The following is a 23,820-nucleotide window of genomic DNA, read 5'->3' on the forward strand; positions in this document are numbered from 1 at the left end:
AAGGGACAGTGAACAACCACAAAGGGTTCGCTCATCACGTCCGGGTGGAATCGCAGTCAGGCAGGGTGACATCCTTGCACAGCCAGCCGCTGTTTCGCGATATCGTCGACGCATCAATTGTTCACAGAGGGGGGCGCCATGACGCGGATTTACGATGCTCGGGGCAATATCTACGCGGTGGTGGCACCGGACGACGTGCGCAGTAGCGGTATCGAACTGTCTGCGCTGGCCAGCCATGCCGCGCAAACCCGTGAAGCCTGGGCGTTGTCGGCCATCGAGGCATTCTGCGCCTGGGCGCCCGGTGCACAACCGCCCGGCAGCAAGGCGCATCGCTGCGATGGACTGCTGGTAGGGCCGTTTCAATCGTCGCCGCCTTTTGACCTGCTGATCGTCAACACCGACGGCACCCTGGCCGAGCGCAGTGGCAATGGCTTGACGATTTTTTCCCAGGCCCTTGGCGAACAAGGGCTGATGTCGACGGAAGAGGCCTGTCTGCTCAGGGTTCATCACGACAAGAGCGATGCGGTTTCGCCGGTGGAGACTTCAGTGAAGCCCGCCGAGATCGAGGGTGTGAACGGGTTCTGGCTGGACCTGGGGCAGCCATCGTTCGGGCCTGAAGCGGTGGGGGCGCAAGGGGTTGAGCCCGTGACATTGAAGGGGAGCGAAGTCAGTCATGTGCAGCCACTGTCGTCGCTCGATCCTGCCTGGAATCACAGCCAGTTCGTGCGCATCGGCAATCCGCATTGCGTGACGTTGGTAACAGGCGCCGATGCGTTGCCGAGTAACACACAGATGCGCGAATCGGCGTTGGCCGAAGGATTGACCCGAATCGCCTATGCCATGCCAACCGGGGCAGGGCAGCCGTGTGTGGCTGGGGTGAACCTGCAATGGGCGATGCTTGAATCCGAGGGCCGAATCGTTGCGCGGGTGTTCGAGCGCGGCGAAGGGCCGACCGCCTCGTCAGGCACCAGCGCCAGTGCGGTGGCGTGTGCGGCGTGGCGCGTGGGGTGGGTGACGGCGGGGGAAGTGAAGGTGGTCATGCCTGGCGGCACGGCGCCGATTTTGCTGGAGGAATTGGATGGCGAGTTGAGTCGGGTCAGATTGTTTGGTACGGCGCGGTTGATGGGTTGAATTTTAGATCGCCATCGCGAGCAGGCTCGCTCCCACATTAGATCTTCGGTGGACACGGTATTTGTGTTCACAACGATCCAGTGTGGGAGCGAGCCTACTCGCGATGGCGTCGGCTCAAACAACCTGAACTTCAGCTCATATCGCTGCAGAACTCCACCACCGGCATCTGCCGCTTCATCAACACCTTGCCACCCCGCACCGAATACAGCGGCAAACCCTGACTACGAATCACCTCGTAATCGCTGTCCGCCGACAGAATCAGCAGATTCGCCGGTCGCCCTTGTTCCAGCCCATAACGATCGCCCAGGTTCATGGCCTTGGCACTGTTGTCGGTCACCAGATCCAGCGCGCTCTGCAGATTGCGATAACCGAGCATGTGGCAGATATGCAACCCAGCCTCGAGCACCCGCAAAATGTTGCCGTTACCCAGCGGATACCACGGGTCGACGATCGAATCCTGGCCGAAGCACACGTTCATCCCCGCTTCGAGCAACTCATTCACCCGGGTCACGCCACGGCGTTTCGGGAAGTTATCAAAGCGTCCTTGCAGGTGAATGCTTTCGGTCGGGCAGGAGACAAAACTGATCCCCGAATGCCCGAGCAGCCGAAAGAGTTTGGCGCAGTAGGCGTTGTCGTAAGAGCCCATGGCCGTGGTGTGGCTGGCGGTGACGCGTGAACCCATGTCGCGGCTGCGGGCCTCTTCGGCCAGCACTTCAAGGAAGCGTGAGTGCGGGTCGTCGGTTTCGTCGCAATGCACGTCCACCAGACAACCGGTGCGCTCGGCCAGGTCCACGAGGAACTTCACCGAGCTCACGCCCTGATCCCGGGTGTACTCGAAATGCGGAATGCCCCCGACTACATCGGCGCCCAAGCGGATCGCTTCTTCCATCAGCTCTCGGCCGTTGCGGTACGACTCGATGCCTTCCTGAGGGAACGCGACGATTTGCAGGTCGATCAGATGACGGCTTTCCTCGCGGACTTCGAGCATTGCCTTGAGCGCGGTCAGTTCCGGGTCAGTGACGTCGACGTGGGTGCGCACATGCTGAATGCCATGGGCGGCGAGGGTCTGGATGGTCTTCCTGGCGCGGGTCTTGGTGTCTTCCTGGGTGATGGTCGCTTTGCGCTCACCCCAGCACTCGATGCCTTCGAACAGCGTGCCGCTCATGTTCCAGCGCGGCTCGCCGGCGGTCAGGGTAGCGTCGAGGTGAATGTGCGGCTCGACGAAGGGCGGTACCACCAGATTACCGCCGGCGTCCAGGTCGTCAGGCCCCAGTGACGGGGCTTCGGTTTGCCGGGCGATGCTGTGAATCAGGCCGTTTTCCAGGTGCAACTCATGCAGGCCTTCTTGGTTGCGCAGGCGGGCGTTGATGATATGCATGAGGCGAATCCTTTTAGAGATCTTGTAATGGCGCGTCGGCGGTACGGGCACCCAGTACCCCGGTCAATAGCACATACGTTAGCGCGGCTACGGCAATCCCTACCAGCGGCGCGACCCACGGCGAGCTGAAGGCGGCAAATGTGCCGACCGCATAAGCGCTCAGTCCCGGCCAGTTGAAGGCGGGCAACCGTGTGTCGGCCAGGCGTGGGTAGCTGCCCCGATAGCGAAAGAAAAAGTCCGCCATGATCACCCCGCCAATCGGTGGAATCACTGTGCCCAGTAGAATCAGGTAAGGCACCAGCATGTCATACATGCCCAGCAGTGCCAGCAGCGTGCCGATCACCGCACCGGCCAGGGTCACGGTTCTGCGCCGGCCGGTGCGCAGCAGGTTGCAGCCGGCGACGGCGAAGTTGTAGATGGTGTTGTCCTGAGTGCTCCAGATGTTGAGCAGCAACATCGCCATCGCGGCCATGGCGAAACCTTGCAACAGCAGCACTTCGACCACGTCCGGTTGCTGATAGACGATGGCGCCGTAGGCACCGATCAACACCATCAGACCGTTGCCGACGAAGAAGCCGATCAGGCTCGCCAGCACCGCAACCCGCGCTGAACGGGAGAAGCGTGTCCAGTTGGTTGCTTGCGTCGCACCGCTGACGAACGTGCCGAACACCAGGGTAATGGCGGTCGACCAATCCAGCGTTCCTGTCGGAACCACCGCGAGCAAGCCCTCGAGCCCGCCGACCTTCACCGTGGCGACCCACATCGACAGCATCAGCAGCAACATCATGGCCGGCACGGCGATGTACGACAGAATCTCCAACCCGCGATAGCCGATATACGCCGTCGCGCAAAAGCCCAGGCCGAACAGCACCATCAGCCCCAGAACGGTGCCGTCGCTCAGTTCGAAATACTTGCCCAGCACCACCGCCGCCGTCGCGGTGCCCCAGGCGTACCAGCCGATCTGGGTGAAACCCAGGATCAGGTCGCTGAGTTTGCTGCCCACTTCACCAAAGCAGAAACGTCCCATCAGCACCGAGTTGAGGCCGCTCTTGAAGGCGATGTAGCCCAGCCCCGCGGCGTAGATCCCCAGCAGCAGATTGCCGACGATAATCACCGCCATCATCTCGCCGAAACTGAACGCCACGCCAAGCTTGCCGCCGGCAAACATGGTTGCGGTGAAGAAGGTAAAACCCAGTAGCACCATGGCGGTGGAGGCAAGTCCCTTGCGGGCATGCATCGGGACTTCGCTGAGGGGGTAATCGTTGCCCGAATCGTTCTGCGTCATGTGGCGTTCCTTGCTGGATGGAGGACGCGGAGGGTGTTGCAGTGCTCGTGCCAATGGCGCGAGGGTGTTGTTATTTATAGACGAGCAGGCGGATTTGGCCCGAAGAGGGCTCGAAAGCGGTGCACCTGAAGGAACACAGCACCCATGTGGGAGCGAGCCTGCTCGCGATAGCGGTGGCACATTCACTACTCGGGTGACTGTCAGACCGCTATCGCGAGCAGGCTCGCTCCCACATTTGATTCGGTTTTTTCAGGGGGATTTATGCAGGGGCAAAAATCGCAATATCGCCGCCACAATCGCCTCCGGCGCATCCTCCTGAACCAGATGCCCGGCATTGGCAATGGCGTGAAACTGCGACCCCGCAATCATCTGATGCAGCGCCTGGCCGCGCTCAATGGGAATCCACTGATCGTCCTTCCCCCAAAGAATCTGCACCGGGCAGCGAATCGTCGGGTACAGCCCCTCGACCTCGCGGGTATAACGTTCATCCATCTGCGCGATCTGCCGGTAGAACGCCGCTTGTCCCGGGTCTCCCAGCCAAGGCTGCGCATAGGGCGCCAGCTCATGATCGGGAATCTCGCGCTTGATCGCGCCACGAATATAGGTCGGCACAATCGCCTGCTGAATGTAATCGGGCAGTCCACTGAACGCTGCTTCATGCTGACGCACATGCTGTACGAACGGCGAACCCCAGGGCGACAGCGCCACTGGATTGATCAGCGTCAGGCTGCGGTAATCCTTGCCGTTGAGCAGATGCGCACGCAACGCGGTGGCGCCGCCGAAATCGTGGGCCACTACGTCTGGCCGCTCCAGGCCCCAATGGTCCAGCAATTGCGCCAACAGCAGGTTTTGTACGCCCAGCGACACATCGCCTTCCGGCTGTGTGGATTGCCCGTAACCCAGCAGATCGAAGTAGTGCACCCGGTGCGTGGTGATGAAGTGCGGCGCAATCCGGTGCCACACATAAGAAGAGAAGGGCGTGCCATGCACAAATACCAGCGGCGGACCGTCGCCACGTACGGCGTAGCGCACGGAATGCCCGTTGAAGCGATAGGTCTGAGCGAGCGGCCAGTCAGCCATGGGAGCGTCCTCTTGGCATGTGCGAGCCAAGAAGCATAGGCATAAAAAAACAGCCATTGAAGGCTGTTTCTCTATTCCCTGACGAAACGCAGTTCCCCTTGTGGGAGCCCTGTGGCGAGGGGGCTTGCCCCCGTTTGAGTGCGTAGCACTCACAAGATCTTTGGTGTATCAGCGATTTTGGGGCTGCTTCGCAACCCAACGGGGGCAAGCCCCCTCGCCACAGGTCGCTCCCACAGGGGATTTTCGTTGTCTTTAAATTGGTTTACTCACCACGATAGATGCAACCGCTGGTGCAGGTCTCATGGATACGAATCGCGCTGAGTTCCGGCAGCAGGGGCTTCAATTCATTCCAGATCCACTTGGCCAGCACTTCGCTGGTCGGGTTTTCCAGGCCGGGAATGTCGTTCAGGTAGTTGTGGTCCAGGCGCTCGTAGAGCGGCTTGAAGATCGCCTTGATTTCCGAGAAGTCGCGGATCCAGCCCGTGTGCGGATCGAGGTCGCCGCTCAGGTGAATCGCCACTTTGAACGAGTGACCGTGCAGGCGACCGCACTTGTGGCCGTCCGGCACGTGGGGCAGGCGGTGGGCGGACTCGAAGGTAAATTCTTTGAAGATTTCCACAGTGATGTTCAGCTCTGTCAGGTGGCGATCGCCGCGGCGATATGGGCAGGTGGCGAGTTTACCAGCTTGTGTTTGGCGATGCGGGAAAACACTGACCAGTGTCCTGTCTCACCAATACGTTCCTCTTTTGGCGAGTGGCTGTTGTCGTCAGGCAAGGCGCCGCGACGAGTCATAGCCCGCTATGGCGAGGAGCGGCAACGCAGCATGGCGACAACAGCCACCGTCAAAAAGGAACAGTATTGGCGAGACAGGGCACTAGAGGGTCAGCAAGCGCTCGCCGAGGCGACCATTGGCGGCCAGTTCAAGGAACTCATCGCCCAGGCGACGGCTTTCATCCATCGTCGTGCGCCAGTATTTCTGCCGGCTCGGGGCGTCGCCCATGAAGCGCTTGAAATCGTTCCGGTCCGGCAGTTTGCCGTAGGGCAGGCGCGACAGATATTCCTTGGACGGCGCCAGCAACAGAACATCCTGCAAACGCACCGGGCAGGCGCGGCGCCACGGCAGGGTCTTGTCGAACCAGCCGGGGATCACTCGATCAGTGAAGTGCGGGTAGAGCACGATGTCGTTGCCGCTGTAGGGCAGGTCGAGGTGATAGTCCAGCAGACCGCCATCGCGGAATGTCCCGGTGCCGGCACCCGGCAGATCGCGCACGCCTTGCATGACCATCGGGATCGAACCCGAGGCGAGCAGGGCCTGGCGCAGGTTGCCGGCATCCAGCGCAACGAAGCGCGACGGGAAGTCATTCAGCGCGTTGACCGGTGGCGCCAGGCGCGGGTCGTGGATGATCAGCCGCTCGAAATGCCGCGACAGCCGCGTGCGCCCGCGCAGGTTGTCGGCGATCACCGACGACAGGCCCAACCCCAGCCGACCGCGATGATCGTCCGCCAGCAGACCATGGCTTTTGACCACCATGATGTTCAGTCGGTAGTGGGTGTTGTCCAGAATCGACGCATCGCGGCCGTCGAGCAAGTCATCGAGCATGCGCCGGGAGCTCTGGCTGATCTGCGCCATGGTCACGCCCTTGGCGAAGTGCTGTTCGGTGTACAGATGGCCGAGGCGGCGAATGCCTTCTGCGGCATCCGGCAGGCAGGCGCTGGCGAAGCGCCAGGAACCCACCGACGCACCAATCAGCGAACGCTCCCGGGGCGCCGCCGGCAGCCATTCGCCGAACAGTGCCAGATCCAGCCCCTGAATCCCCAACGCTTTCGGGCCGCCGGCGGCGCCCGGCAACGTACCCACATCGGCGGCGCTCAAGCCATTTGCACGGATGCGCGCCAAGGCACGCGGGCCGGCCTTGAGGGTCAGGGAAGGGAACTTGATGTGGATCGCGGTCATACCGGTCTCGATGTCTGGCAGGCGGGGGATTATGTGGGAGCGGGCTTGCTCGCGAAAGCGGTGTAACAGTCGACATTTTTGCTGAATGTTAAGCGCCCCCGATCAATGTAGGAGCTGCCGAAGGCTGCGATCTTTTGATCTTTGGCTGCGTCATGAACGCCAAAAATCAAAGATCAAAAGATCGCAGCCTTCGGCAGCTCCTACAGGGGATTTGTGTGCCAGTAATGTCGCATTGCAATCATCAGTGATGGCAATTCAGTTTCAGTTAAGTTCGAATCACTAAGGTAGCTCTCGTAGCAACACATAAAAAAATACGGAGACACCCATGAAAATCCTGACTGCCCTGTTCACCGCCTCCATCATCGCCATGACCACCAGCATCGCCCACGCTCGCGACCTCGGCCCTGACGAAGCCCTGAGGCTGCGCGACGCTGGTACCATTGTGTCCTTCGAGAAGCTCAACGCCACGGCATTGGCCAAACACCCCGGCGCCAAAATCACCGAAACCGAGCTTGAAGAAGAGTACGGCAAGTACATCTACCAGGTGGAACTGCGCGACCCGCAGGGCCTTGAGTGGGACCTGGAATTGGACGCTGTCAGCGGGCAGGTTCTCAAGGATCATCAGGATACGTAATGAAGGTGTTTTCTTTTAATCGGCGCGCCAGCAGTCGAATGGCGCTGGCGCTCCTGGCTTTTTGCTCGGTGGTCATGGCCCGCGACCTGGATCAGGACGAAGCCCTGCGCCTGCGCCAACAAGGTGTGATCCTGCCGCTGGAGCAGCTCTTGCAGCAAGCGCTGGACCGCTATCCCGGGGCCAAACTGCTGGAAGCCGAGCTTGAAGAGAATCACGACGTCTATGTTTATGAGGTCGAGTTGCTGACCAGCGAAGGCGTGGTGCGCGAGCTGGACCTGAACGCCACCAACGGCCATTTACTGAAAGACAAGGAAGATTGACCGATGCGTTTGCTCCTGGTGGAAGACCACGTGCCGCTGGTCGACGAATTGATGGCCGGCCTCAACCGGCAGGGTTACGCCGTGGACTGGCTGGCCGATGGCCGCGATGCGGTGTACCAGGGCAGCAGCGAGCCTTATGACTTGATCATTCTCGATCTCGGCCTGCCGGGTTTGCCGGGGCTCGACGTGCTGGAACAATGGCGGGCCGGCGGCTTGGCCACGCCGGTGCTGATCCTTACCGCGCGCGATTCCTGGGCCGAGCGGATCGAAGGCCTCAAGGCCGGCGCCGACGATTACCTGACCAAACCGTTTCACCCCGAAGAGCTGCACCTGCGGGTCCAGGCACTGTTACGCCGCTCCCACGGCCACGCCAATCAGCCGACGCTCAAGGCCGCCGGTTTGCATCTGGATGAAGGTCGCCAGTGCGTGACCCGCGACGGCGCGGACATCCAGCTCACCGCCGCCGAGTTTCGCCTGCTGCGCTACTTCATGCTGCACCCCGAACAGATCCTTTCCAAAAGCCATCTCGCCGAACACCTTTACGACGGTGAAACCGAGCGCGATTCCAATGTGCTGGAAGTTCACGTCAATCACCTGCGACGCAAGCTCGGCCGTAGCGTGATCGAAACCCGTCGCGGTCAGGGTTACCTGTTCGGCGGGCAAGCGCAGTGAGGTCGATCCAGCGCCGTTTGAGCCTGGGACTGATCAGTGTGATGGTGATCGTCGGCCTGGTCCTGGCGCAAACCAGCCTGTGGCTGTTTGAAATGGGATTGCAGCGTTACCTCGAGGCCGGGCTGCGCAACGACAGCGAAAACCTGCTGGTGGCGCTGGTGCGTGGGCCGCAGGGATTGCAACTGGATGAGCGGCACTTGTCGCCGGCCTATCAGCGACCGTTCTCCGGGCATTACTTTCGTATCGATTTCGCCGACAGCCATTGGCGTTCCCGCTCGTTATGGGATCAGGAGCTGCCGAAGCTTGGACACCCTGGCCTGCATAGCAATCTGCAATTGGGGCCGGAAGGGCAGCAGCTGCTGGTATTGCGTTCGGACTACCGTCGGTTGGGCCAGGCGATTTCCATCAGCGTCGCCCAGGACTACACCCCGGTGCGCGAGAGCTTCCGGCGAATGCAACAGGTCGGCCTCGGGTTGGGGCTGACGGGGCTGTTGCTGATATTGCTGTTGCAACGCATCACCGTGCGCCGCGCCTTGCGCCCGCTGGAAAAGGCCCGCGAGCAAATCGCCCAGTTGCAGCAGGGCCAGCGCTCGCAACTCGACGAAGAAGTGCCGCTGGAGCTGGAACCGCTGGTGGCGCAGATCAACCATTTGCTGGCCCATACCGAAGACAGCCTCAAGCGCTCGCGCAATGCGTTGGGTAACCTCGGCCATGCCCTGAAAACCCCTCTGGCGGTATTGTTGAGCCTGGCTTCCAGCGAAAAACTCGATGCCCACCCGCAGTTGCGCAAGGTCATGCAGGCGCAACTGGAACAGGTTCAGCAACGGCTCAATCGCGAACTCAACCGCGCCCGACTGTCCGGCGATGCACTGCCGGGGGCATTGTTCGATTGCAATGCCGAGCTGCCGGGGTTGCTGGCCACGTTGAACATGATTCACGGCGAACACCTCGATCTCAGTTACCGGGCACCGGCCGGTCTGCAGCTGCCGTGGGATCGCGAAGATCTGCTGGAGTTGCTCGGCAATCTGCTGGACAACGCCTGCAAATGGGCGGATGCCGAGGTGCGGTTAAGCGTGGTCGAAACAGCAGACAGGTTCGAGTTGAACGTGGAAGACGATGGCCCGGGGATTCCCGAAGACCAGCGCGCTCAGGTGTTCAGCCGCGGTACCCGGCTCGATGAACAGACGGATGGGCATGGCTTGGGATTGGGCATCGTGCGCGACATCGTCGATACATGGGGTGGGGTGTTGAAGTTGCAGGAAAGCGAGTGGGGCGGGTTGAAGGTCACGATCGATTTGCCCAAGCGCTGACCTCAATCCAAAGAACGCTCCCACACTGGATCGGTGTTGCCTGCAAATTTTGCGGACAACCACTAACCGGGGTAACCCATGTCCCGGTCCAGACGGGGTGTTCGCTTTGACAAGGCGGCAGCGGTCCGGCACAGTGCGCGCCCTCTAATAAAACCCTTTTCTCCATCCGCTGGCGGCGCTCATGCAGGCTGCCGGCCGGACTCATTCCGTTTGGCGGTGATTGCCTCACCGCGCTGCTTTTGAGGTAACAACAATGAATGCAGTAATTGCCGCGGTCGGCATCATGCTGATACTCAGCCTGTCCCGCGTGCATGTGGTGATCGCGCTGATTGTGGGCGCGCTGGTCGGTGGCTTGACCGGTGGCCTGGGCATCGACGCGACCCTGAAAGCCTTCAACAATGGCCTCGGTGGCGGGGCGACGGTTGCGTTGTCCTACGCCTTGCTCGGCGCGTTCGCGGTGGCCATCGCCAAGTCCGGCCTGGCCCATGCGCTGGCCGACAGAGCCCTGGCCATGGTCGATCGCCAGCACGCCAACGGTGGCGGAAATGTCAAATGGCTGCTGATCGGCCTGCTGTGGGTGGTGGCCATCGCCTCCCAGAACATTTTGCCGATTCATATCGCCTTTATCCCGTTGCTGGTGCCGCCACTGTTATATGTGCTGACCAAACTGCAACTGGACCGTCGATTGATTGCCTGTGTCATCACCTTCGGCTTGATCACGCCGTACATGTTCCTGCCCGTGGGTTTCGGCAACATCTTCCTCAATGAAATCCTGCTGGCCAACGTCGCCCGCAGTGGCGTGGACATCAGCGGTATCAACGTCACCCATGCCATGGGCATTCCGGCGCTGGGCATGGTGTTTGGTCTCGCGGCAGCGTTCATCAGCTACCGCAAGAAGCGCGTTTACGACCTCGAGAAAATCGAGAAAGTCGAACAGGTCGCGGTGCAGTACAACCCAATGAGCCTGATGATCGCCGGTCTGGCCATTGCCGCCGCGTTCATTGTTCAGTTGCTGCTGGACTCGATGATTATCGGGGCGCTGGTGGGCTTCCTGATCTTTTCGGTGTCGGGGATCGTCAAATGGCGCGACACCGATGACCTGTTCACCGAAGGCATGAAGATGATGGCGATGATCGGCTTCATCATGATCGCCGCGTCCGGGTTTGCCGAAGTGATGAAAGCCACCGGTCATGTGCAGACGCTGGTGGAGTCCTCGGCCTCGTGGATCAACCACAGCAAAGGCATTGGTGCGCTGTTGATGCTGCTGGTCGGATTGTTGGTGACCATGGGCATCGGCTCGTCGTTTTCCACGGTGCCGATTCTGGCGGCGATTTTCGTGCCGTTGTGCGTGCAACTGGGCTTCAGCCCGATCGCCATCGTGTGCATCGTCGGCACTGCCGGTGCGTTGGGCGATGCCGGGTCACCGGCCTCGGACTCGACCCTGGGTCCGACCTCTGGTCTGAACATCGACGGCCAGCATCACCATATCTGGGACACCGTGGTCCCGACCTTCCTGCACTACAACCTGCCGCTCCTGGCGTTTGGCTGGGTGGCGGCGATGGTTCTGTAACGGCTACTACCTTGTGGGAGCGAGCCTGCTCGCGATTGCGATCTATCAGTCACATTGATGCTAAATGTATCGCCGCCATCGCGAGCAGGCTCGCTCCCACAATGACCGCGTTCAACTTTTGAATTGGCCTGCCGTTAAAGCCTTTACCCACGCCAACAAAATCAAAAGAGTGAACGTCATGCGCATGAGCCTGAAGGCTAAAGTCCTGTCCCTTGCCGTCCTCCCGGTGCTGCTCTTTGCGCTGGTCATCAGCCTGACCACGTTGTTCATTCTGCAGGAGCAGGCCCGCAAGGAAGTCGAGGAAACCCGTCAGCGCCTGCTCAGCGATGCCAAGGCAACCCTGCAAAGTTACGTCGCCGTGGCCATGACCACGATCAAACCGCTCTACGACGCGGCCGCCCCCGGCGATGATGCGGCGCGGGTGCAGGTGATCAAGTTGCTGTCGAGCATCATCTACGGCAAGGACGGCTACTTCTTCGGCTACGACTCCAACACCGTGCGCCTGTTCAAGGCCAACAGCCCGGAAGGCGTGGGTCAGAGCTTCAAAGATAACCGCGACCCGAACGGCGTCTACGTCAACCGCGACCTGGTGAAAGTCGCCAAGGACGGTACTCACTACCTGCAATACAGCTCACCGCTGCCCGGTAACACCCAAGTGCTGGTGCCCAAGCTCGGCTACACCGAATACCTGCCGAAGTGGGACATGGCGGTCGGCACCTCGGTCAACCTCGACGGTATCGAAGCTCAAGTGGCGCTGGTTGAGATCAAGGTCCAGGAACGCATGCAAGGCGTGGTGCTGAGCATTGTCGGGATTGCCGTGGTGGTGCTGCTGCTGATCGCCGCGGCCGGGATGTTGCTGGCCAACACCATTCTGCGTCCGCTGAACCTGATGAAAGCCAATCTCGACGACATCGCGGCGGGCGAGGGTGACCTGACCCGGCGCCTGACCATCACCAGCCAGGATGAACTCGGCGAACTGGCCGGCTCGTTCAACCGTTTCGTCGACAAGATCCACGGCTTGGTACGGCAGATCACTGAAATGACCTCGCAACTGACCGGGCTGGTGAATCAGGTCTCTGATCAGGCCCAGCGTTCGGATCAGGCCATGGAGCGCCAGCGTCACGAAACCGATCAGGTGGCCACGGCGATCAACGAAATGTCGACGGCGGCTCAGGAAGTGGCCAAAAGCGCGCAAAACGCAGCTGTCGCAGCCCAGCAGACCGATGAAGAAGGCCAGGCCGCCAAGCGCGTGGTGGCCGGCAGCATCGTGAAGATTCATGCGCTTGTGAACGACATTCGCAGCAGTGGCGTGTCCCTCGACAGCCTGCAGAAAGACGTGTCGTCGATTGTCAGCGTACTTGGGGTAATCCGTTCGATTGCCGAGCAGACCAACCTTCTGGCGCTCAACGCCGCCATTGAAGCGGCCCGCGCCGGTGAGGCCGGGCGAGGTTTTGCGGTGGTCGCCGACGAAGTGCGTGCATTGGCCAGTCGCACGCAAATCAGCACCCAGGAAATTCAGAGCATGATCGATCGCTTGCAGGCCGGCACCCAATCGGCAGTCGAAGCCATGCGCCGCTCCAGCGAGGCCGGCGACGGCACGTCGGCCCAGGCCAACGAGGCGGGGGCATCTCTGGATGCCATGGCCCAGTTGATCGGCACCATCAATTCGATGAACGCCCAGATCGCCAGCGCCGCCGAGGAGCAAACCGCCGTGGCCGAAGAGATCAACCGCAGCGTGCATCAAATCGCCGTGGCCGTAGACAGCGTCGCCGACGAAACCCAGCTCGGCGCCCAGACCTCGCGCAGCCTGGCCGACCTCGGTCAACGGCTGGGGCAACTGGTCGGGCAATTTCGTATCTGATTGATAGTGCTTTTGGGGCGAGGGGTTTGCCCCAATGCCGGTAAGTTAAGAAATTTGAGCGACGATAATCCTGTGGGCGCGTGGCTTGCCCGCGAAGGCGTCGTGTCATTCAACATTGATATCGACTGACACTACGCTTTCGCGGGCAAGCCACGCTCCCACAGGTTCCGCATCGCGACTACCCTCATTAGTAAGCAAGCACCGTCCAAGCGTTTGTTTGAACCCGTATCCGGGGCGGGCGGTCATTTGCTTCAGGTGTCGCGCATCCGCGACGCCCGGACGACCCTCACCATGGAGTCAGACTATGAATGACGGTACCTGCGACTGCCCGAAATGCAACTGTAAGCTGGGTGAACACCCCATCGTGCGTCACGGCAAGCACTATTGCTGTGAAGCCTGCGCCAAACATCATGAAAACGGTGAAGCCTGCGCCACCAAAGGCTGCAAGTGTGCTCAACACTGACCGTTCAGGCAAAAAAGTGGAGCCGTCCAGGCTCCACTTCGGTTTGAATCTTTCCCCTCCTTTTTGACGCTCAACTGGCCGGTCGCCAGGTCACATTCTCGATGCCGAATTTTTCCGCCAGCGGTTTGCTGGTCTTTTGCACCCGTTCACGGCCAAAGCGCGGGATCCGGCCGACTCCGGCGTCGCAACTTGCCCAGTGCCAAGCCTCTGCATTGTCCATTTTGTCCAGGCGGATAATGAAAGACTTGGGCTGGCCATGAAGGGTGTATTCAATAACGAAAAGTTTTGCATTGTTCATAAAGCCTGTATTCCTCCCTGTAGTTATAGAGGGATCGCGAGGCGCGGGGAAAATTCAGTCGAATTGTCGGACGGTGACAGTGACTGGCGACAGCCGGACGCCTCGTGATCATGGAGCCTTCCTGACCCCTAGATGATCCTAGCCTATGGCCCAAGGTGCGCCGGCGGAACCGTCACAGTTGGCATTTATGTTGAGTGTTCTGGCCCTATCGCGAGCAGGCTCGCTCCCACAGTTGATCTGCGCCGCTCACATGCTTTGTGACCAACACAGACCACTGTGGGAGCGAGCCTGCTCGCGATGACGTCTGAAGCCGAACTCAGACCTCAGGCACACCTTTCTCCCAAGCCGACCAGTTCTGCAAAATCTCCTGCACCAACGGATTCCCCGTGCGGTACAGGTTCTCCAGCGCCGGCACAAAACCGCCCTGATCGGCGTATTTGAGCAAGTTATCCACCTCGCTCTGGCCCGGCGCCGGCCGGTCGAAGTCGGAACCGGCGCGCAGCACCGCCAGACGCCGGACATCCACCAACCCCTCGCGGCTGGCGCGCAGCAGCGCCTCGTAGGTAGAGTTATCTTCCTGCTGAGTCGTGCAATAGACCCCTTCGTTATTGGTCAGCAGCTTGGTCCAGACTTCCGCCCGCTCACTCAACCGCGTCCCGGAAAACCAGGTATTGCCCGCCAGCGTGTCGCACTGGGTTACCACTGGCGGTTGATTGGCCGGCGCAGACGGATACTTCAAGCGCCATATCGCTGATTCCTTGCTCTCGCTCAGCTGGACCTTGTGGCTCAGGGCGAATGCCTTGGCCTGCAACTTCGGATTGAGTTCGAACACTTCAGTCTTGTAGTCCAGCGGCGGCTTTTCGTTCGGGCCTTTGGTGTTGATGCCCAGGTAACCGGTCGGCCAGTCTTTCGGCGCGTCCCGGGAATCCAGCTCCCACTGGGTGCCGAACTCCACCAGATAGTGCGCCCATGCGGTGGTGCCGATGGTGCCGTGGTGCGGGCTGATGCCGGCAATCCCGGCGATCAGGAAGTAGCTTTTACGCAGGTCGAATTTCGGCGACAGCGCCAGGGCCAGGGTGGAGGCCGCCGCATTGGTCTGGCCCATGCCGGTGACCATCAGGCACACCTGTTGGGTGTTGCAGCGAATATTCGGGTACTCGGCGGACAGGCCCGGTACGCGCACTTCTTGCTTGAGCTCCAGGCGATCGATCCAGTTCTGCGCCTCGGGGGCGAACATGGTGATCAGCATCACTTTCGGCTGGATCGGGGCGTCGCCAGCCCACGCGGCGGAAGAGAGCAGGCTGCTGCAGGCCAGGCCCACGCACAGGGAAAGACGGGTTATTGCCTTCATAAAACCTCCTGATTCAAATGAGCCTTAAAACTGATAACCGACACCGGCGTAGTAGCCCCAGCCGTTGGAACGGGCGCGGAAGTCACCGTCGCCGAAATTCAACTCGCTGCCGTCATCCCAGTTGCCGCCGTTGTGGAAGTAACGGCCGACCAGGGTGAAACGCAAGTGGGTGAAGGCGTAGAGCAACACGTTGGTGGCCACGGTGGCATTGGCGGTGCGGGCCGGGTTGTCCTTGTGCAGGTCGGAGCCGAAGTCGAAGTTGGTGAAACCGATGTAGGTCAACGAAGCGCCATTGCTGAAACTGCTGATGGGCACAATGTATTTGAGCTGGGCGCGGTAGCCATCCCACGAATATTCATTGCTGGCGCCATAGTTTTCCCACTGGTAACGGCCATAGAAGTTGGCCGACAGGTTGACCCGCGAATGGGTGTCGATGTCGGTGCCAAGGCCGCTGTACAGCGTGTTGGCGCGGTTGGCGCTGTTGCTGCCGTGGTCGTAGATCCAGTCGAACGCCACGTACCATTCCTTGAACGGCCCGACGGCCAGGCTGCGGCCGGCCAGGTAGTCGATGGAAATCCGCGGTTCGTGCTCCATGAACACCGGCGAGCCGTGGTCCCAGACACCTTTGTCATGGCTGTTGCCGATGTCGAAGATCTTCGGAATGTCGATGTAGCCGTACAACTCGAACGGCCCCTTGCGGCCGAAGTATTCATATTCCAGATAGATGTCGTCGGCCGGTTGCGGGCCGAAGCTGATGTCTTTGCTGCCGATGATGGTCAGGTCCTGGTTGAACCAGTCCGACAGGTAGGCGCCTTTTTTCGGCGGACTGGCTTCAGGGCTGAGGGCTTCACCCTGGGCGGATTCTTCGGCGGTGGCCGGTTGGGCCAAAACGTGGCTGCTGAGTAGTCCTGTAACGCTGGCCAGCAGCAAGGAAACAGCAAGGGTGCGCGAACAAGTCACGCGGCTGGAGGTGCAATGCATTAAAAGTCCCTTTTCGTGCGGATCGAAAGCCCGGTGGTGCGGGTCTGCGCGGTTAGGTGGCGAACAGGCCGGTATCGGCGACTCGCAAACGTTTGCACAAGGCATACCAGTTTTGTTCAATTGGCTGAAAAATAGGGAGAATTGGTAGTTTTGCTGTCCTTTTGGTCAAGGAATTCGGGGGGATGAGCAGAAGGAGTGGAATTCAGGGCGAAGGGCATCAGGTAGGGATATGCACCAAAGTGGTGTCGACTGTCGGATGAGTCTCCCGATCTGTGGCAAGGATGGGCAAAGGAGTTTTGTGGAGAGGGGCAAGCCCCCCACGCCACAATGGATTGGATCGCTTATTCCTGCGGGCTGTGAAGACCCTGTAGGAGCTGCCGCAGGCTGCGATCTTTTGATCGTCGGGCAATTTTAAATCTGCTGAAGATCAAGATCAAAAGATCGCAGCCTTCGGCAGCTCCTACGAAATGGGGTTGCTGTAGAATCCTCGGCATTGACTTCACAAGGTGCATCCCCGATGAGCGAGCCGATTCGTCTGACCCAATACAGCCATGGCGCAGGCTGTGGCTGCAAAATTTCGCCCCAGGTGCTGGAGGTGATTCTGGCCGGCAGCGGTGCGCAGAATCTGGACCCGAAACTCTGGGTCGGCAACGCCTCGCGCGATGATGCAGCGGTGTATGCCATTGACGAAGAACGCGGCGTGGTCTCGACCACTGACTTTTTCATGCCGATCGTCGACGATCCGTTCGACTTCGGCCGCATCGCCGCCACCAACGCCATCAGCGATATCTACGCCATGGGGGGCGATCCGTTGATGGCGATTGCGATCCTCGGCTGGCCGGTCAATGTGCTGGCGCCGGAGATTGCCCGGGAAGTGATTCGCGGCGGGCGTTCGGTCTGCGACGAGGCGGGGATTCCACTGGCCGGTGGCCATTCCATCGACGCACCAGAGCCGATCTTCGGCCTGGCCGTGACCGGGCTGGTGGAAAAGCGCCACATGAAGCGCAATGACACCGCCACTGCCGGTTGCTTGCTGTACCTCACCAAACCCTTGGGCATCGGCATCCTCACCACGGCCGAGAAGAAAGGCAAGTTGCGCAATGCCGACATCGGCCTGGCGCGCGACTGGATGTGTACCCTGAACAAACCCGGTAGCCGTTTCGGCAAACTTGACGGCGTGACCGCAATGACCGACGTCACCGGTTTCGGCCTGCTCGGGCACTTGGTGGAAATGGCCGACGGCAGCAACGTGACCGCCCGCATCGAATATGACCGTGTGCCGCGCCTGCCGGGCGTCGAGTATTACCTCGATCAGGGCTGCGTACCCGGTGGCACGCTGCGAAATTTTGACAGTTACGCCAACAAGGTTGGCCGGCTCCAGGAGTTGCACAAACGCGTGCTCTGCGACCCGCAGACCAGCGGCGGCCTGCTGATTGCAGTCACCCCTGAAGGTAACGAACAATTCATAAAAATAGCCGCCGAGCTTGGTCTGACCCTTGAGCCGATCGGCGAACTGGTTGAGCGACAGACTAACGCGGTAGAGGTGTTTTGATGTCCATCGACGTCACCGATTACCGCGACATCTTTCTCAACGACCGGCCGATGATGGATACCCGTGCGCCGGTCGAATTCCTCAAGGGCTCATTCCCTGGCGTGGTCAACCTCCCGCTGATGAATGACCTCGAGCGGCAACGGATCGGCACTTGCTACAAGCAGCAAGGTCAGCAAGCGGCCATCACGCTGGGACATCAATTGGTGTCTGGCGAGATCAAGGCCGAGCGCATCCAGGCCTGGGCCGATTTTGCCCGGGCGCATCCAGATGGTTATTTGTATTGTTTTCGCGGCGGGCTGCGTTCGCAGATCGTTCAGCAATGGCTGAAGGACGAAGCGGGTATCGACTATCCGCGAGTCGGCGGCGGCTATAAGGCCATGCGCACCTTCTTGCTCGACACGCTCGATCAGGCCATTGCCCAGTGCGATTTCGTTTTGCTGGGCGGCATGACCGGCACCGGCAAGACCGAGGTGCTCACGCAATTGAGCAACGGGCTGGACCTTGAAGGCCACGCCCATCATCGCGGCTCCAGTTTCGGCAAGCGCGCCACCGGCCAACCCTCCAATATCGACTTTGAAAACCGCCTGGCCGTGGACGTGCTGAAGAAGCGCGCCCGCGGCATCGAACAGTTCGTGTTGGAAGACGAGAGCCGCGCGATCGGCAGTTGCGCCTTGCCGTTGCCGCTGTATCAGGGCATGCAGCAATTTCCGATGGTTTGGCTGGAAGACAGCCTGGAAGGGCGTGTCGAGCGGATCCTGCGCGATTACGTGGTGGACTTGTGCGCCGAGTTCATCGAAGTGCATGGCGATGAAGGTTTTGCACTGTTTTCCGAGCGTTTGCTGGCGAGCCTGAACAATGTCCAGAAACGTTTGGGCGGCGAACGTCATCAACGGATGTTGGCCTTGATGGAAGACGCGTTGGCAGAACAGGCGAACAGCGGTGCGGTGGACATGCACCGAGGCTGGATCGAAGGGTTGCTGCGAGAGTATTACGACCCGATGTATGCGTTTCAGCGGGAGAAGAAGGGGACGCGGATCGAGTTTGTGGGGGAGCGGGGGGCGGTGCTCGAATATCTGCGAGCGCGAGGCAAACACCCAGGGTGATGTTGTTTTTGCCGGCCCCATCGCGAGCAGGCTCGCTCCCACACTGGATCTCGGTGGTACGCAAAGTCTGTGTTCACTGAAGATCAAATGTGGGAGCGAGCCTGCTCGCGATGAGGTCCTGACAGACGCTCGACCGCTTACGTCGGACAGGTCTCCTGACCGTTATTCAGCCCTTGCTTGTAGCTGTGGCTCTGCAGGCTGGCCTTGCCGTTGTGCCAGGTCAGCGTGAGTACATACAGCGAGTCGTAGTCGCTGGATGCCCAGTCATCGGCGATGTTCTGTTTTTCGCCGACGGCTTCCTCGGCGACCTTGTTGATCAGCTCGGGCAGGTAGCCGTGAGACCAGGCCGTATAAATGACCGAGTTGTGATACTTGTCGTGCAGCAGTTCATCTGCCAGGTCGCTGGTGTCGTTGGCCGAGAAGTTGATGTTCACCGGCAAGCCGAGCTTGATTGCGCTGGGGCTGATGGTCATCAGGGGGCGGATGTAACTGTAGGAATTATCAAATTCGCCTTCCTCGACATTGCGCGTCGGGTTGGCGGCGAACACGTAGTTGGCCTTGCCGAATTTTTCCGGCAACAAGGTGGCCAGGTCGATGGCGCGATTCAGCCCCTGACAATTGAGCTGGCCCAGGCCGCCGGCGGGTTTTTCCGCGTGACGCAGGAACACCAGCGTCTGGGTGCCATCCGCCGGTTGGGCGCGGCTTTCACTGGACTCCAACGACAAAAACAACACGCCGGCCGCCAGCAGGGCAGGCAGGAAGATATAGGCGCGATGTTTGAAGCGTTGAGCGAATTTCAATGGATTCATCATCGAATAGGTCATCTTCAGCGTATTCGGTTAAGGCTGACAAACCTTCATCCGCCAGCTCCAGGCATCCGGGTGTTTTCCATGTCTTGACCCGGTCCGTTTCCTGCGGGGCAATGCTCAGAGTCTTCTGAAGCCCTTTGGTTCGATCTGAGTGAGGTGCCCGGCACTTTAGCGGCAACCTTGACCGGATTGGTGGAAAGCTTATCGACAGGATGTTGCGAATTTATGGACACGGCATACACCTTACCCTTTGTAGGAGCTGCCGAAGGCTGCGATTTGTTGATCTTTCTCTTCGGCACCCCCCTGACGGCGCCAAAAGATCGCAGCCTTCGGCAGCTCCTACATTATGATCTTCAGTCCGATTTTCTCGTGGATGCCCCTTATGACCGATTTGTCTGCATTCCCCATCACTCAAAAATGGCCGGCGCAGTACCCGGAGTGGATCCAGCTCTATTCCTTGCCAACGCCCAATGGCGTCAAGGTTTCGATCATGCTCGAGGAGATCGGGCTGCCCTACGAGCCGCATCGTGTGGGCTTCGAGACCAACGATCAGCTGTCTCCCGAATTTCTGTCGCTGAACCCCAATAACAAGATCCCGGCGATCCTCGACCCCCACGGTCCGGGGGATCAACCGTTGGCATTGTTCGAGTCCGGGGCGATTCTGATTTACCTCGCGGACAAGAGCGGGCAACTGCTGGCGCAGGAATCGGCGGCGCGTTACGAGACCATTCAGTGGCTGATGTTTCAGATGGGCGGTATCGGGCCGATGTTCGGCCAGCTCGGTTTTTTCAACAAATTCGCCGGCAAGGACTACGAAGACAAGCGTCCGCGTGATCGTTATGTCGAGGAAAGCAAGCGCTTGCTTCAGGTTCTTGATGGACGTCTGGAGGGGCGCGACTGGATCATGGGCGAGCGCTATACCATCGCCGACATTGCGACCTTTCCATGGGTGCGCAACCTGATCGGCTTCTATGAAGCCGGCGACTTGGTGGGCATCCGGAACTTCCCCAACGTCACCCGCGTACTGGAACGCTTCCTGGCAAGGCCGTCGGTGATTCGCGGACTGGAAATCCCCAAGCAACCCCTTTGAGTTATCGCACTGAACCTGTGGGAGCGGGCTTGCTCGCGAAAGCGGTGGGTCAGTCGACATCAATGTTGAATGATAGCCCGCCTTCGCGAGCAAGCCCGCTCCCACATTTGATCTTCAGTGGTCTCGGGTTCAGCCGACGAAAGGCCGAATCCCACGGTCCCGGAAATACCGCTCGATCACTTTCGGATCGGCGCTGTACTCGGCAATCGCTACATAGGTATCCGGCCGCAGCAGGTAAAACCCGTTGCGCGCCAGCCCCACCGTTTCAAACACCGGTCGCCAGTCGAACACCTGCAACGGTAGGTGATGCTCGGTGCACCAGGCAATCATCTCATTGCTGGTCTCGCCATACACATGCACCTGCCAGGTCGGATTTTTCAGCGATTCGAAATTGTCCCCTTCGCCGTCGTGGGCCCAGGGCAGGCGATCACCTCCGTGAACATGACCTGCAACGCCCTCGCTCAGCGGCATGCCGCGATAGTTGAGGGTGGTCTGCGACACCGTGCGAAACATGAACTCCCGGGCCGCCTCAAACGAGATCATTTTCGGGATCAAAAAGGGGGCCACGCGCATACGCACCATGTCAGCAATTGGCCCATCGGCCGTGACGAAACTGAAGACCCGATCGGTGGTGGCCACCAGGCGCCGGGCAAAGGCGATGCGTTCGGTTTCATAACTGTCGAGCAGTTTGGGGGTGGCGCCGCCGCTCAATACTGTCGCGAGCTTCCAGGCCAGATTGATCGCATCGCCAATCCCGGTGTTCATGCCCTGGCCTCCCGCCGGGCTATGGACATGGGCGGCGTCACCCAACAGAAACGCGCGCCCGGTGCGAAAGTGATCCGCAACCCGGTGATGCACGCGGTAGGTCGAGAACCAGTTCACCTGATCGATCTGCACCTTTAAATTCTCGATGGCCCGTCTGCTGACGTCTTCAAACTGGAGGGTTTCGGCGCGGTCGGCACGCTCGTCGCGAACCGTGCCGATCAGGCGGGCGCGACCTTCGTCGGACAAGGGGAAAATGGCGAGGAAGTCGGCTTCATCAAGGTCCACATGCAGTTCACCGTTGAACGTGGGGCCACGAGCCTGCACATCGGCCACGTAGAAAATCTGCTGGTAGGTGCCGCCTGGAAAACCGGTGTCCAGCGTCTTGCGCACAATCGACCGGGCGCCGTCGCAGCCGGCGAGGTAACAGGCCTGGCAGGTTTCCTGCTGGCCATCGGGCAAGCGCAGCCGGGCGGTGATGCCGTCGCCGGTTTCCTCGAAGCTTTGCAGTTCGGTATCGCGCTCCACTTTAATACCGAAGGCCTCCAGGCGTTCGATCAGCAAGCGTTCGTGCTCATCTTGCGGGTAGATTTCCAGAAACGCGTAGGGCGTCAGACCCTCGCCGATGGTGCTCAGCGGCAGGCGCGCGACGGGTTCGCCCTTGACCCAGAAATTCGCCGCGGCCACTTTATGGCCGTTTTGCACAACGGCGTCGCTGAGGTCGAGCTGGCTATACAGTTCAAGCGTTCGCGCCTGTACCGCCAGCGCACGCGAAGTGGTGCCGGGTTCCGACGTCTTGTCGATAATCCGCACCGCAATCCCCAGTTTGCTCAACCACAGCGCCAGTACCAGCCCGGTCGGGCCGGCGCCGATGATCAGCACGTCGCTACGGTTCATGAGCCTGTCCTCCTCGGTATGTGGATCAAGTATGGTTCAGCCCGGATGCACCGGCCTCCCGGCTGCCCAACGGAAAACACCCCCGTGTAGCAGCGCCACAGCGCTGCGGGGCAGGGGAACAGTCCGTGTCTGTCACAGTCATAGCCTGCGCCAGGCCATTGATCGTATGGTTAACCCGGCTCAACGGATTTTGATGGAGCATCATGCAAGCCAATCGATTGATCATGAGCGTCGCGGCACTGTTGGTCCTCGCCGGTTGCGGTACCCAGCGCACTCAGGAACCGCCGGCCCGCGAACCTGCCGAGGTCAAGGCCGAGATCATGCGTCTGCTCCCGGCCAAGACAGCCGACCGCCAAGGCTGGGCCACGGACATCCACGCGGCATTTGCCGCGCAAAAGATTCCACCGACCACGCAAAACCTGTGTTCGGTACTCGCGGTCACTGAGCAGGAATCGACGTTTCAGGCTGATCCGCCGGTGCCGGGCCTGGGCAAGATCGCCCGGGACGAGATCGACCGCCGCGCCGCCAAGGCCCACATTCCCGGCCTGCTGGTGAGCGGTGCCTTGCAGGTAAGTTCGCCCAATGGCAAAAGTTACAGCACCCGGCTGAATGCCGCGCGCAGCGAAAAGGAACTCAGCGCGATTTTCGATGACTTCATCGGCATGGTGCCCATGGGGCGAACGCTGTTCGATGGTTTCAACCCGGTGCATACCGGTGGGCCGATGCAGGTCAGCATCGACTTCGCCGAGCAGCAGGCGCGGGATTATCCCTACCCGGTGGATGGCTCGATTCGCCGCGAAGTGTTCACGCGTCGCGGTGGCCTGTATTTCGGTATTGCCCACTTGCTTGGTTATCCCGTGAGCTACGAGCAGCCGCTGTACCGCTTTGCCGATTTCAACGCCGGTTGGTACGCCAGCCGCAATGCCGCGTTTCAGAACGCGGTCAGTCGTGCGACCGGCATTGCGCTGGCGCTGGATGGCGATCTGGTGCGCTACGGCTCGATCATGCCCGGCACCACGGAACTGGCGGTACGCACCCTCGGCAAGCAATTGGACATGCGCAACCCGACCATTCGGGACCAATTGGAGGAAGGTAAAGGTCTCGAATTCGAGGACACCAGGCTCTATCGGCGGGTTTTCGCCCTGGCCGAACAGGCTGAAGGCCGACCATTACCCCGGGCGGTGTTGCCGGGGATCGTGCTGCAAAGCCCGAAAATCACCCGCAAACTCACCACGGCGTGGTTCGCCAAGCGGGTCGATGAGCGTTATCAGCGCTGTATGAAGCGCGCGGGGATGTAACCGAACCTGATTACAACGACG

General features: G+C 60.3%; 22 protein-coding genes. 12 read left to right on the plus strand and 10 right to left on the minus strand.

Annotation, left to right across the window (positions count from 1 at the left end; all coding sequences use genetic code 11):
- The first annotated feature begins 138 nt into the window (after positions 1-138).
- The gene (locus BK662_RS07095) at positions 139-1,131 is read left to right on the plus strand and encodes a diaminopimelate epimerase (RefSeq protein ID WP_123357482.1); all 993 of its coding nucleotides are present in this window, start codon (positions 139-141) and stop codon (positions 1,129-1,131) included.
- Between the two features lie 130 nt (positions 1,132-1,261).
- Here BK662_RS07095 and codA read toward each other — a convergent pair whose 3' ends face one another.
- From codA to BK662_RS07125, 5 genes are all read right to left on the minus strand, one after another.
- Complete coding sequence (gene codA, locus BK662_RS07100) at positions 1,262-2,509, minus strand: cytosine deaminase (protein ID WP_123357483.1); 1,248 nt, start codon at positions 2,507-2,509, stop codon at positions 1,262-1,264.
- A 13-nt stretch (positions 2,510-2,522) separates the two neighbouring features.
- Positions 2,523-3,794, minus strand: a complete 1,272-nt coding sequence (gene codB, locus BK662_RS07105) for a cytosine permease (protein ID WP_123357484.1) — start codon at positions 3,792-3,794, stop codon at positions 2,523-2,525.
- A 249-nt stretch (positions 3,795-4,043) separates the two neighbouring features.
- Positions 4,044-4,874: an alpha/beta fold hydrolase gene (locus BK662_RS07110; RefSeq protein WP_123357553.1), complete on the minus strand. Its 831-nt coding sequence runs from the start codon at positions 4,872-4,874 to the stop codon at positions 4,044-4,046.
- A gap of 262 nt (positions 4,875-5,136) precedes the next feature.
- The gene (gene queD / locus BK662_RS07115) at positions 5,137-5,493 is read right to left on the minus strand and encodes a 6-carboxytetrahydropterin synthase QueD (RefSeq protein ID WP_003173033.1); all 357 of its coding nucleotides are present in this window, start codon (positions 5,491-5,493) and stop codon (positions 5,137-5,139) included.
- Positions 5,494-5,748: 255 nt separating this feature from the next.
- Entirely contained in the window at positions 5,749-6,828 is a 1,080-nt protein-coding gene (locus BK662_RS07125; protein WP_123357485.1) for a patatin-like phospholipase family protein, read from the minus strand.
- A 325-nt stretch (positions 6,829-7,153) separates the two neighbouring features.
- Between BK662_RS07125 and BK662_RS07130 the strand changes: the two genes are divergently transcribed.
- The 7 genes from BK662_RS07130 to BK662_RS07160 all read left to right on the plus strand — a co-directional run bounded on the left by BK662_RS07130 (position 7,154) and on the right by BK662_RS07160 (position 13,658).
- Entirely contained in the window at positions 7,154-7,462 is a 309-nt protein-coding gene (locus tag BK662_RS07130) for a PepSY domain-containing protein (protein WP_123357486.1), read from the plus strand.
- Between the two features lie 38 nt (positions 7,463-7,500).
- Complete coding sequence (locus BK662_RS07135; RefSeq protein ID WP_375538984.1) at positions 7,501-7,782, plus strand: PepSY domain-containing protein; 282 nt, start codon at positions 7,501-7,503, stop codon at positions 7,780-7,782.
- 3 nt (positions 7,783-7,785) lie between these two features.
- Positions 7,786-8,454 (plus strand): response regulator transcription factor, encoded by a 669-nt coding sequence (locus BK662_RS07140; protein WP_123357488.1) that lies wholly within the window; start codon positions 7,786-7,788, stop codon positions 8,452-8,454.
- Complete coding sequence (locus BK662_RS07145; RefSeq protein ID WP_123357489.1) at positions 8,451-9,764, plus strand: sensor histidine kinase; 1,314 nt, start codon at positions 8,451-8,453, stop codon at positions 9,762-9,764. Before BK662_RS07140 ends, BK662_RS07145 begins: the two co-directional genes overlap by 4 nt.
- A gap of 253 nt (positions 9,765-10,017) precedes the next feature.
- A complete protein-coding gene (locus BK662_RS07150; RefSeq protein ID WP_123357490.1) occupies positions 10,018-11,334 on the plus strand; it encodes a Na+/H+ antiporter family protein in 1,317 nt (438 codons plus the stop codon).
- Between the two features lie 184 nt (positions 11,335-11,518).
- On the plus strand, positions 11,519-13,195 hold the full coding sequence (gene ctpM / locus BK662_RS36040) for a methyl-accepting chemotaxis protein CtpM (protein WP_511262097.1): 1,677 nt from the start codon (positions 11,519-11,521) through the stop codon (positions 13,193-13,195).
- Between the two features lie 304 nt (positions 13,196-13,499).
- Complete coding sequence (locus tag BK662_RS07160) at positions 13,500-13,658, plus strand: metallothionein (RefSeq protein ID WP_123357491.1); 159 nt, start codon at positions 13,500-13,502, stop codon at positions 13,656-13,658.
- A gap of 70 nt (positions 13,659-13,728) precedes the next feature.
- Here the strand turns inward: BK662_RS07160 and BK662_RS07165 are convergent, their stop codons facing one another.
- From BK662_RS07165 to BK662_RS07175, 3 genes are all read right to left on the minus strand, one after another.
- Positions 13,729-13,956 carry a DUF6555 family protein gene (locus BK662_RS07165; protein WP_008071169.1) on the minus strand — a complete coding sequence of 76 codons (228 nt, stop codon included), beginning with the start codon at positions 13,954-13,956 and terminating at the stop codon, positions 13,729-13,731.
- A 316-nt stretch (positions 13,957-14,272) separates the two neighbouring features.
- Positions 14,273-15,307, minus strand: a complete 1,035-nt coding sequence (locus tag BK662_RS07170; RefSeq protein WP_123357492.1) for a purine-nucleoside phosphorylase — start codon at positions 15,305-15,307, stop codon at positions 14,273-14,275.
- Positions 15,308-15,331: 24 nt separating this feature from the next.
- On the minus strand, positions 15,332-16,288 hold the full coding sequence (locus BK662_RS07175; RefSeq protein ID WP_123357493.1) for a nucleoside-specific channel-forming protein Tsx: 957 nt from the start codon (positions 16,286-16,288) through the stop codon (positions 15,332-15,334).
- 517 nt (positions 16,289-16,805) lie between these two features.
- Between BK662_RS07175 and selD the strand changes: the two genes are divergently transcribed.
- Together selD and mnmH are read left to right on the plus strand one after the other, a co-directional pair.
- Positions 16,806-17,840, plus strand: coding sequence for a selenide, water dikinase SelD (gene selD, locus BK662_RS07180; protein ID WP_123357494.1), 1,035 nt, complete (start codon positions 16,806-16,808; stop codon positions 17,838-17,840).
- Positions 17,840-18,943: a tRNA 2-selenouridine(34) synthase MnmH gene (gene mnmH, locus BK662_RS07185; RefSeq protein WP_123357495.1), complete on the plus strand. Its 1,104-nt coding sequence runs from the start codon at positions 17,840-17,842 to the stop codon at positions 18,941-18,943. Before selD ends, mnmH begins: the two co-directional genes overlap by 1 nt.
- Before the next feature lie 137 nt (positions 18,944-19,080).
- Here the strand turns inward: mnmH and BK662_RS07195 are convergent, their stop codons facing one another.
- The gene (locus BK662_RS07195; protein ID WP_123357555.1) at positions 19,081-19,755 is read right to left on the minus strand and encodes a histidine phosphatase family protein; all 675 of its coding nucleotides are present in this window, start codon (positions 19,753-19,755) and stop codon (positions 19,081-19,083) included.
- A gap of 379 nt (positions 19,756-20,134) precedes the next feature.
- Between BK662_RS07195 and BK662_RS07200 the strand changes: the two genes are divergently transcribed.
- Positions 20,135-20,842 carry a glutathione S-transferase family protein gene (locus BK662_RS07200; RefSeq protein ID WP_123357497.1) on the plus strand — a complete coding sequence of 236 codons (708 nt, stop codon included), beginning with the start codon at positions 20,135-20,137 and terminating at the stop codon, positions 20,840-20,842.
- Positions 20,843-20,971: 129 nt separating this feature from the next.
- Here BK662_RS07200 and BK662_RS07210 read toward each other — a convergent pair whose 3' ends face one another.
- Positions 20,972-22,501: an FAD-dependent monooxygenase gene (locus BK662_RS07210; RefSeq protein ID WP_123357498.1), complete on the minus strand. Its 1,530-nt coding sequence runs from the start codon at positions 22,499-22,501 to the stop codon at positions 20,972-20,974.
- Between the two features lie 203 nt (positions 22,502-22,704).
- Between BK662_RS07210 and BK662_RS07215 the strand changes: the two genes are divergently transcribed.
- Positions 22,705-23,799, plus strand: a complete 1,095-nt coding sequence (locus BK662_RS07215; RefSeq protein WP_123357499.1) for a DUF1615 domain-containing protein — start codon at positions 22,705-22,707, stop codon at positions 23,797-23,799.
- Positions 23,800-23,820 lie beyond the last annotated feature (21 nt).

The sequence above is a fragment of the Pseudomonas frederiksbergensis genome, from assembly GCF_003732275.1.
GTDB classification, from domain to species: Bacteria; Pseudomonadota; Gammaproteobacteria; order Pseudomonadales; family Pseudomonadaceae; genus Aquipseudomonas; species Aquipseudomonas frederiksbergensis_H.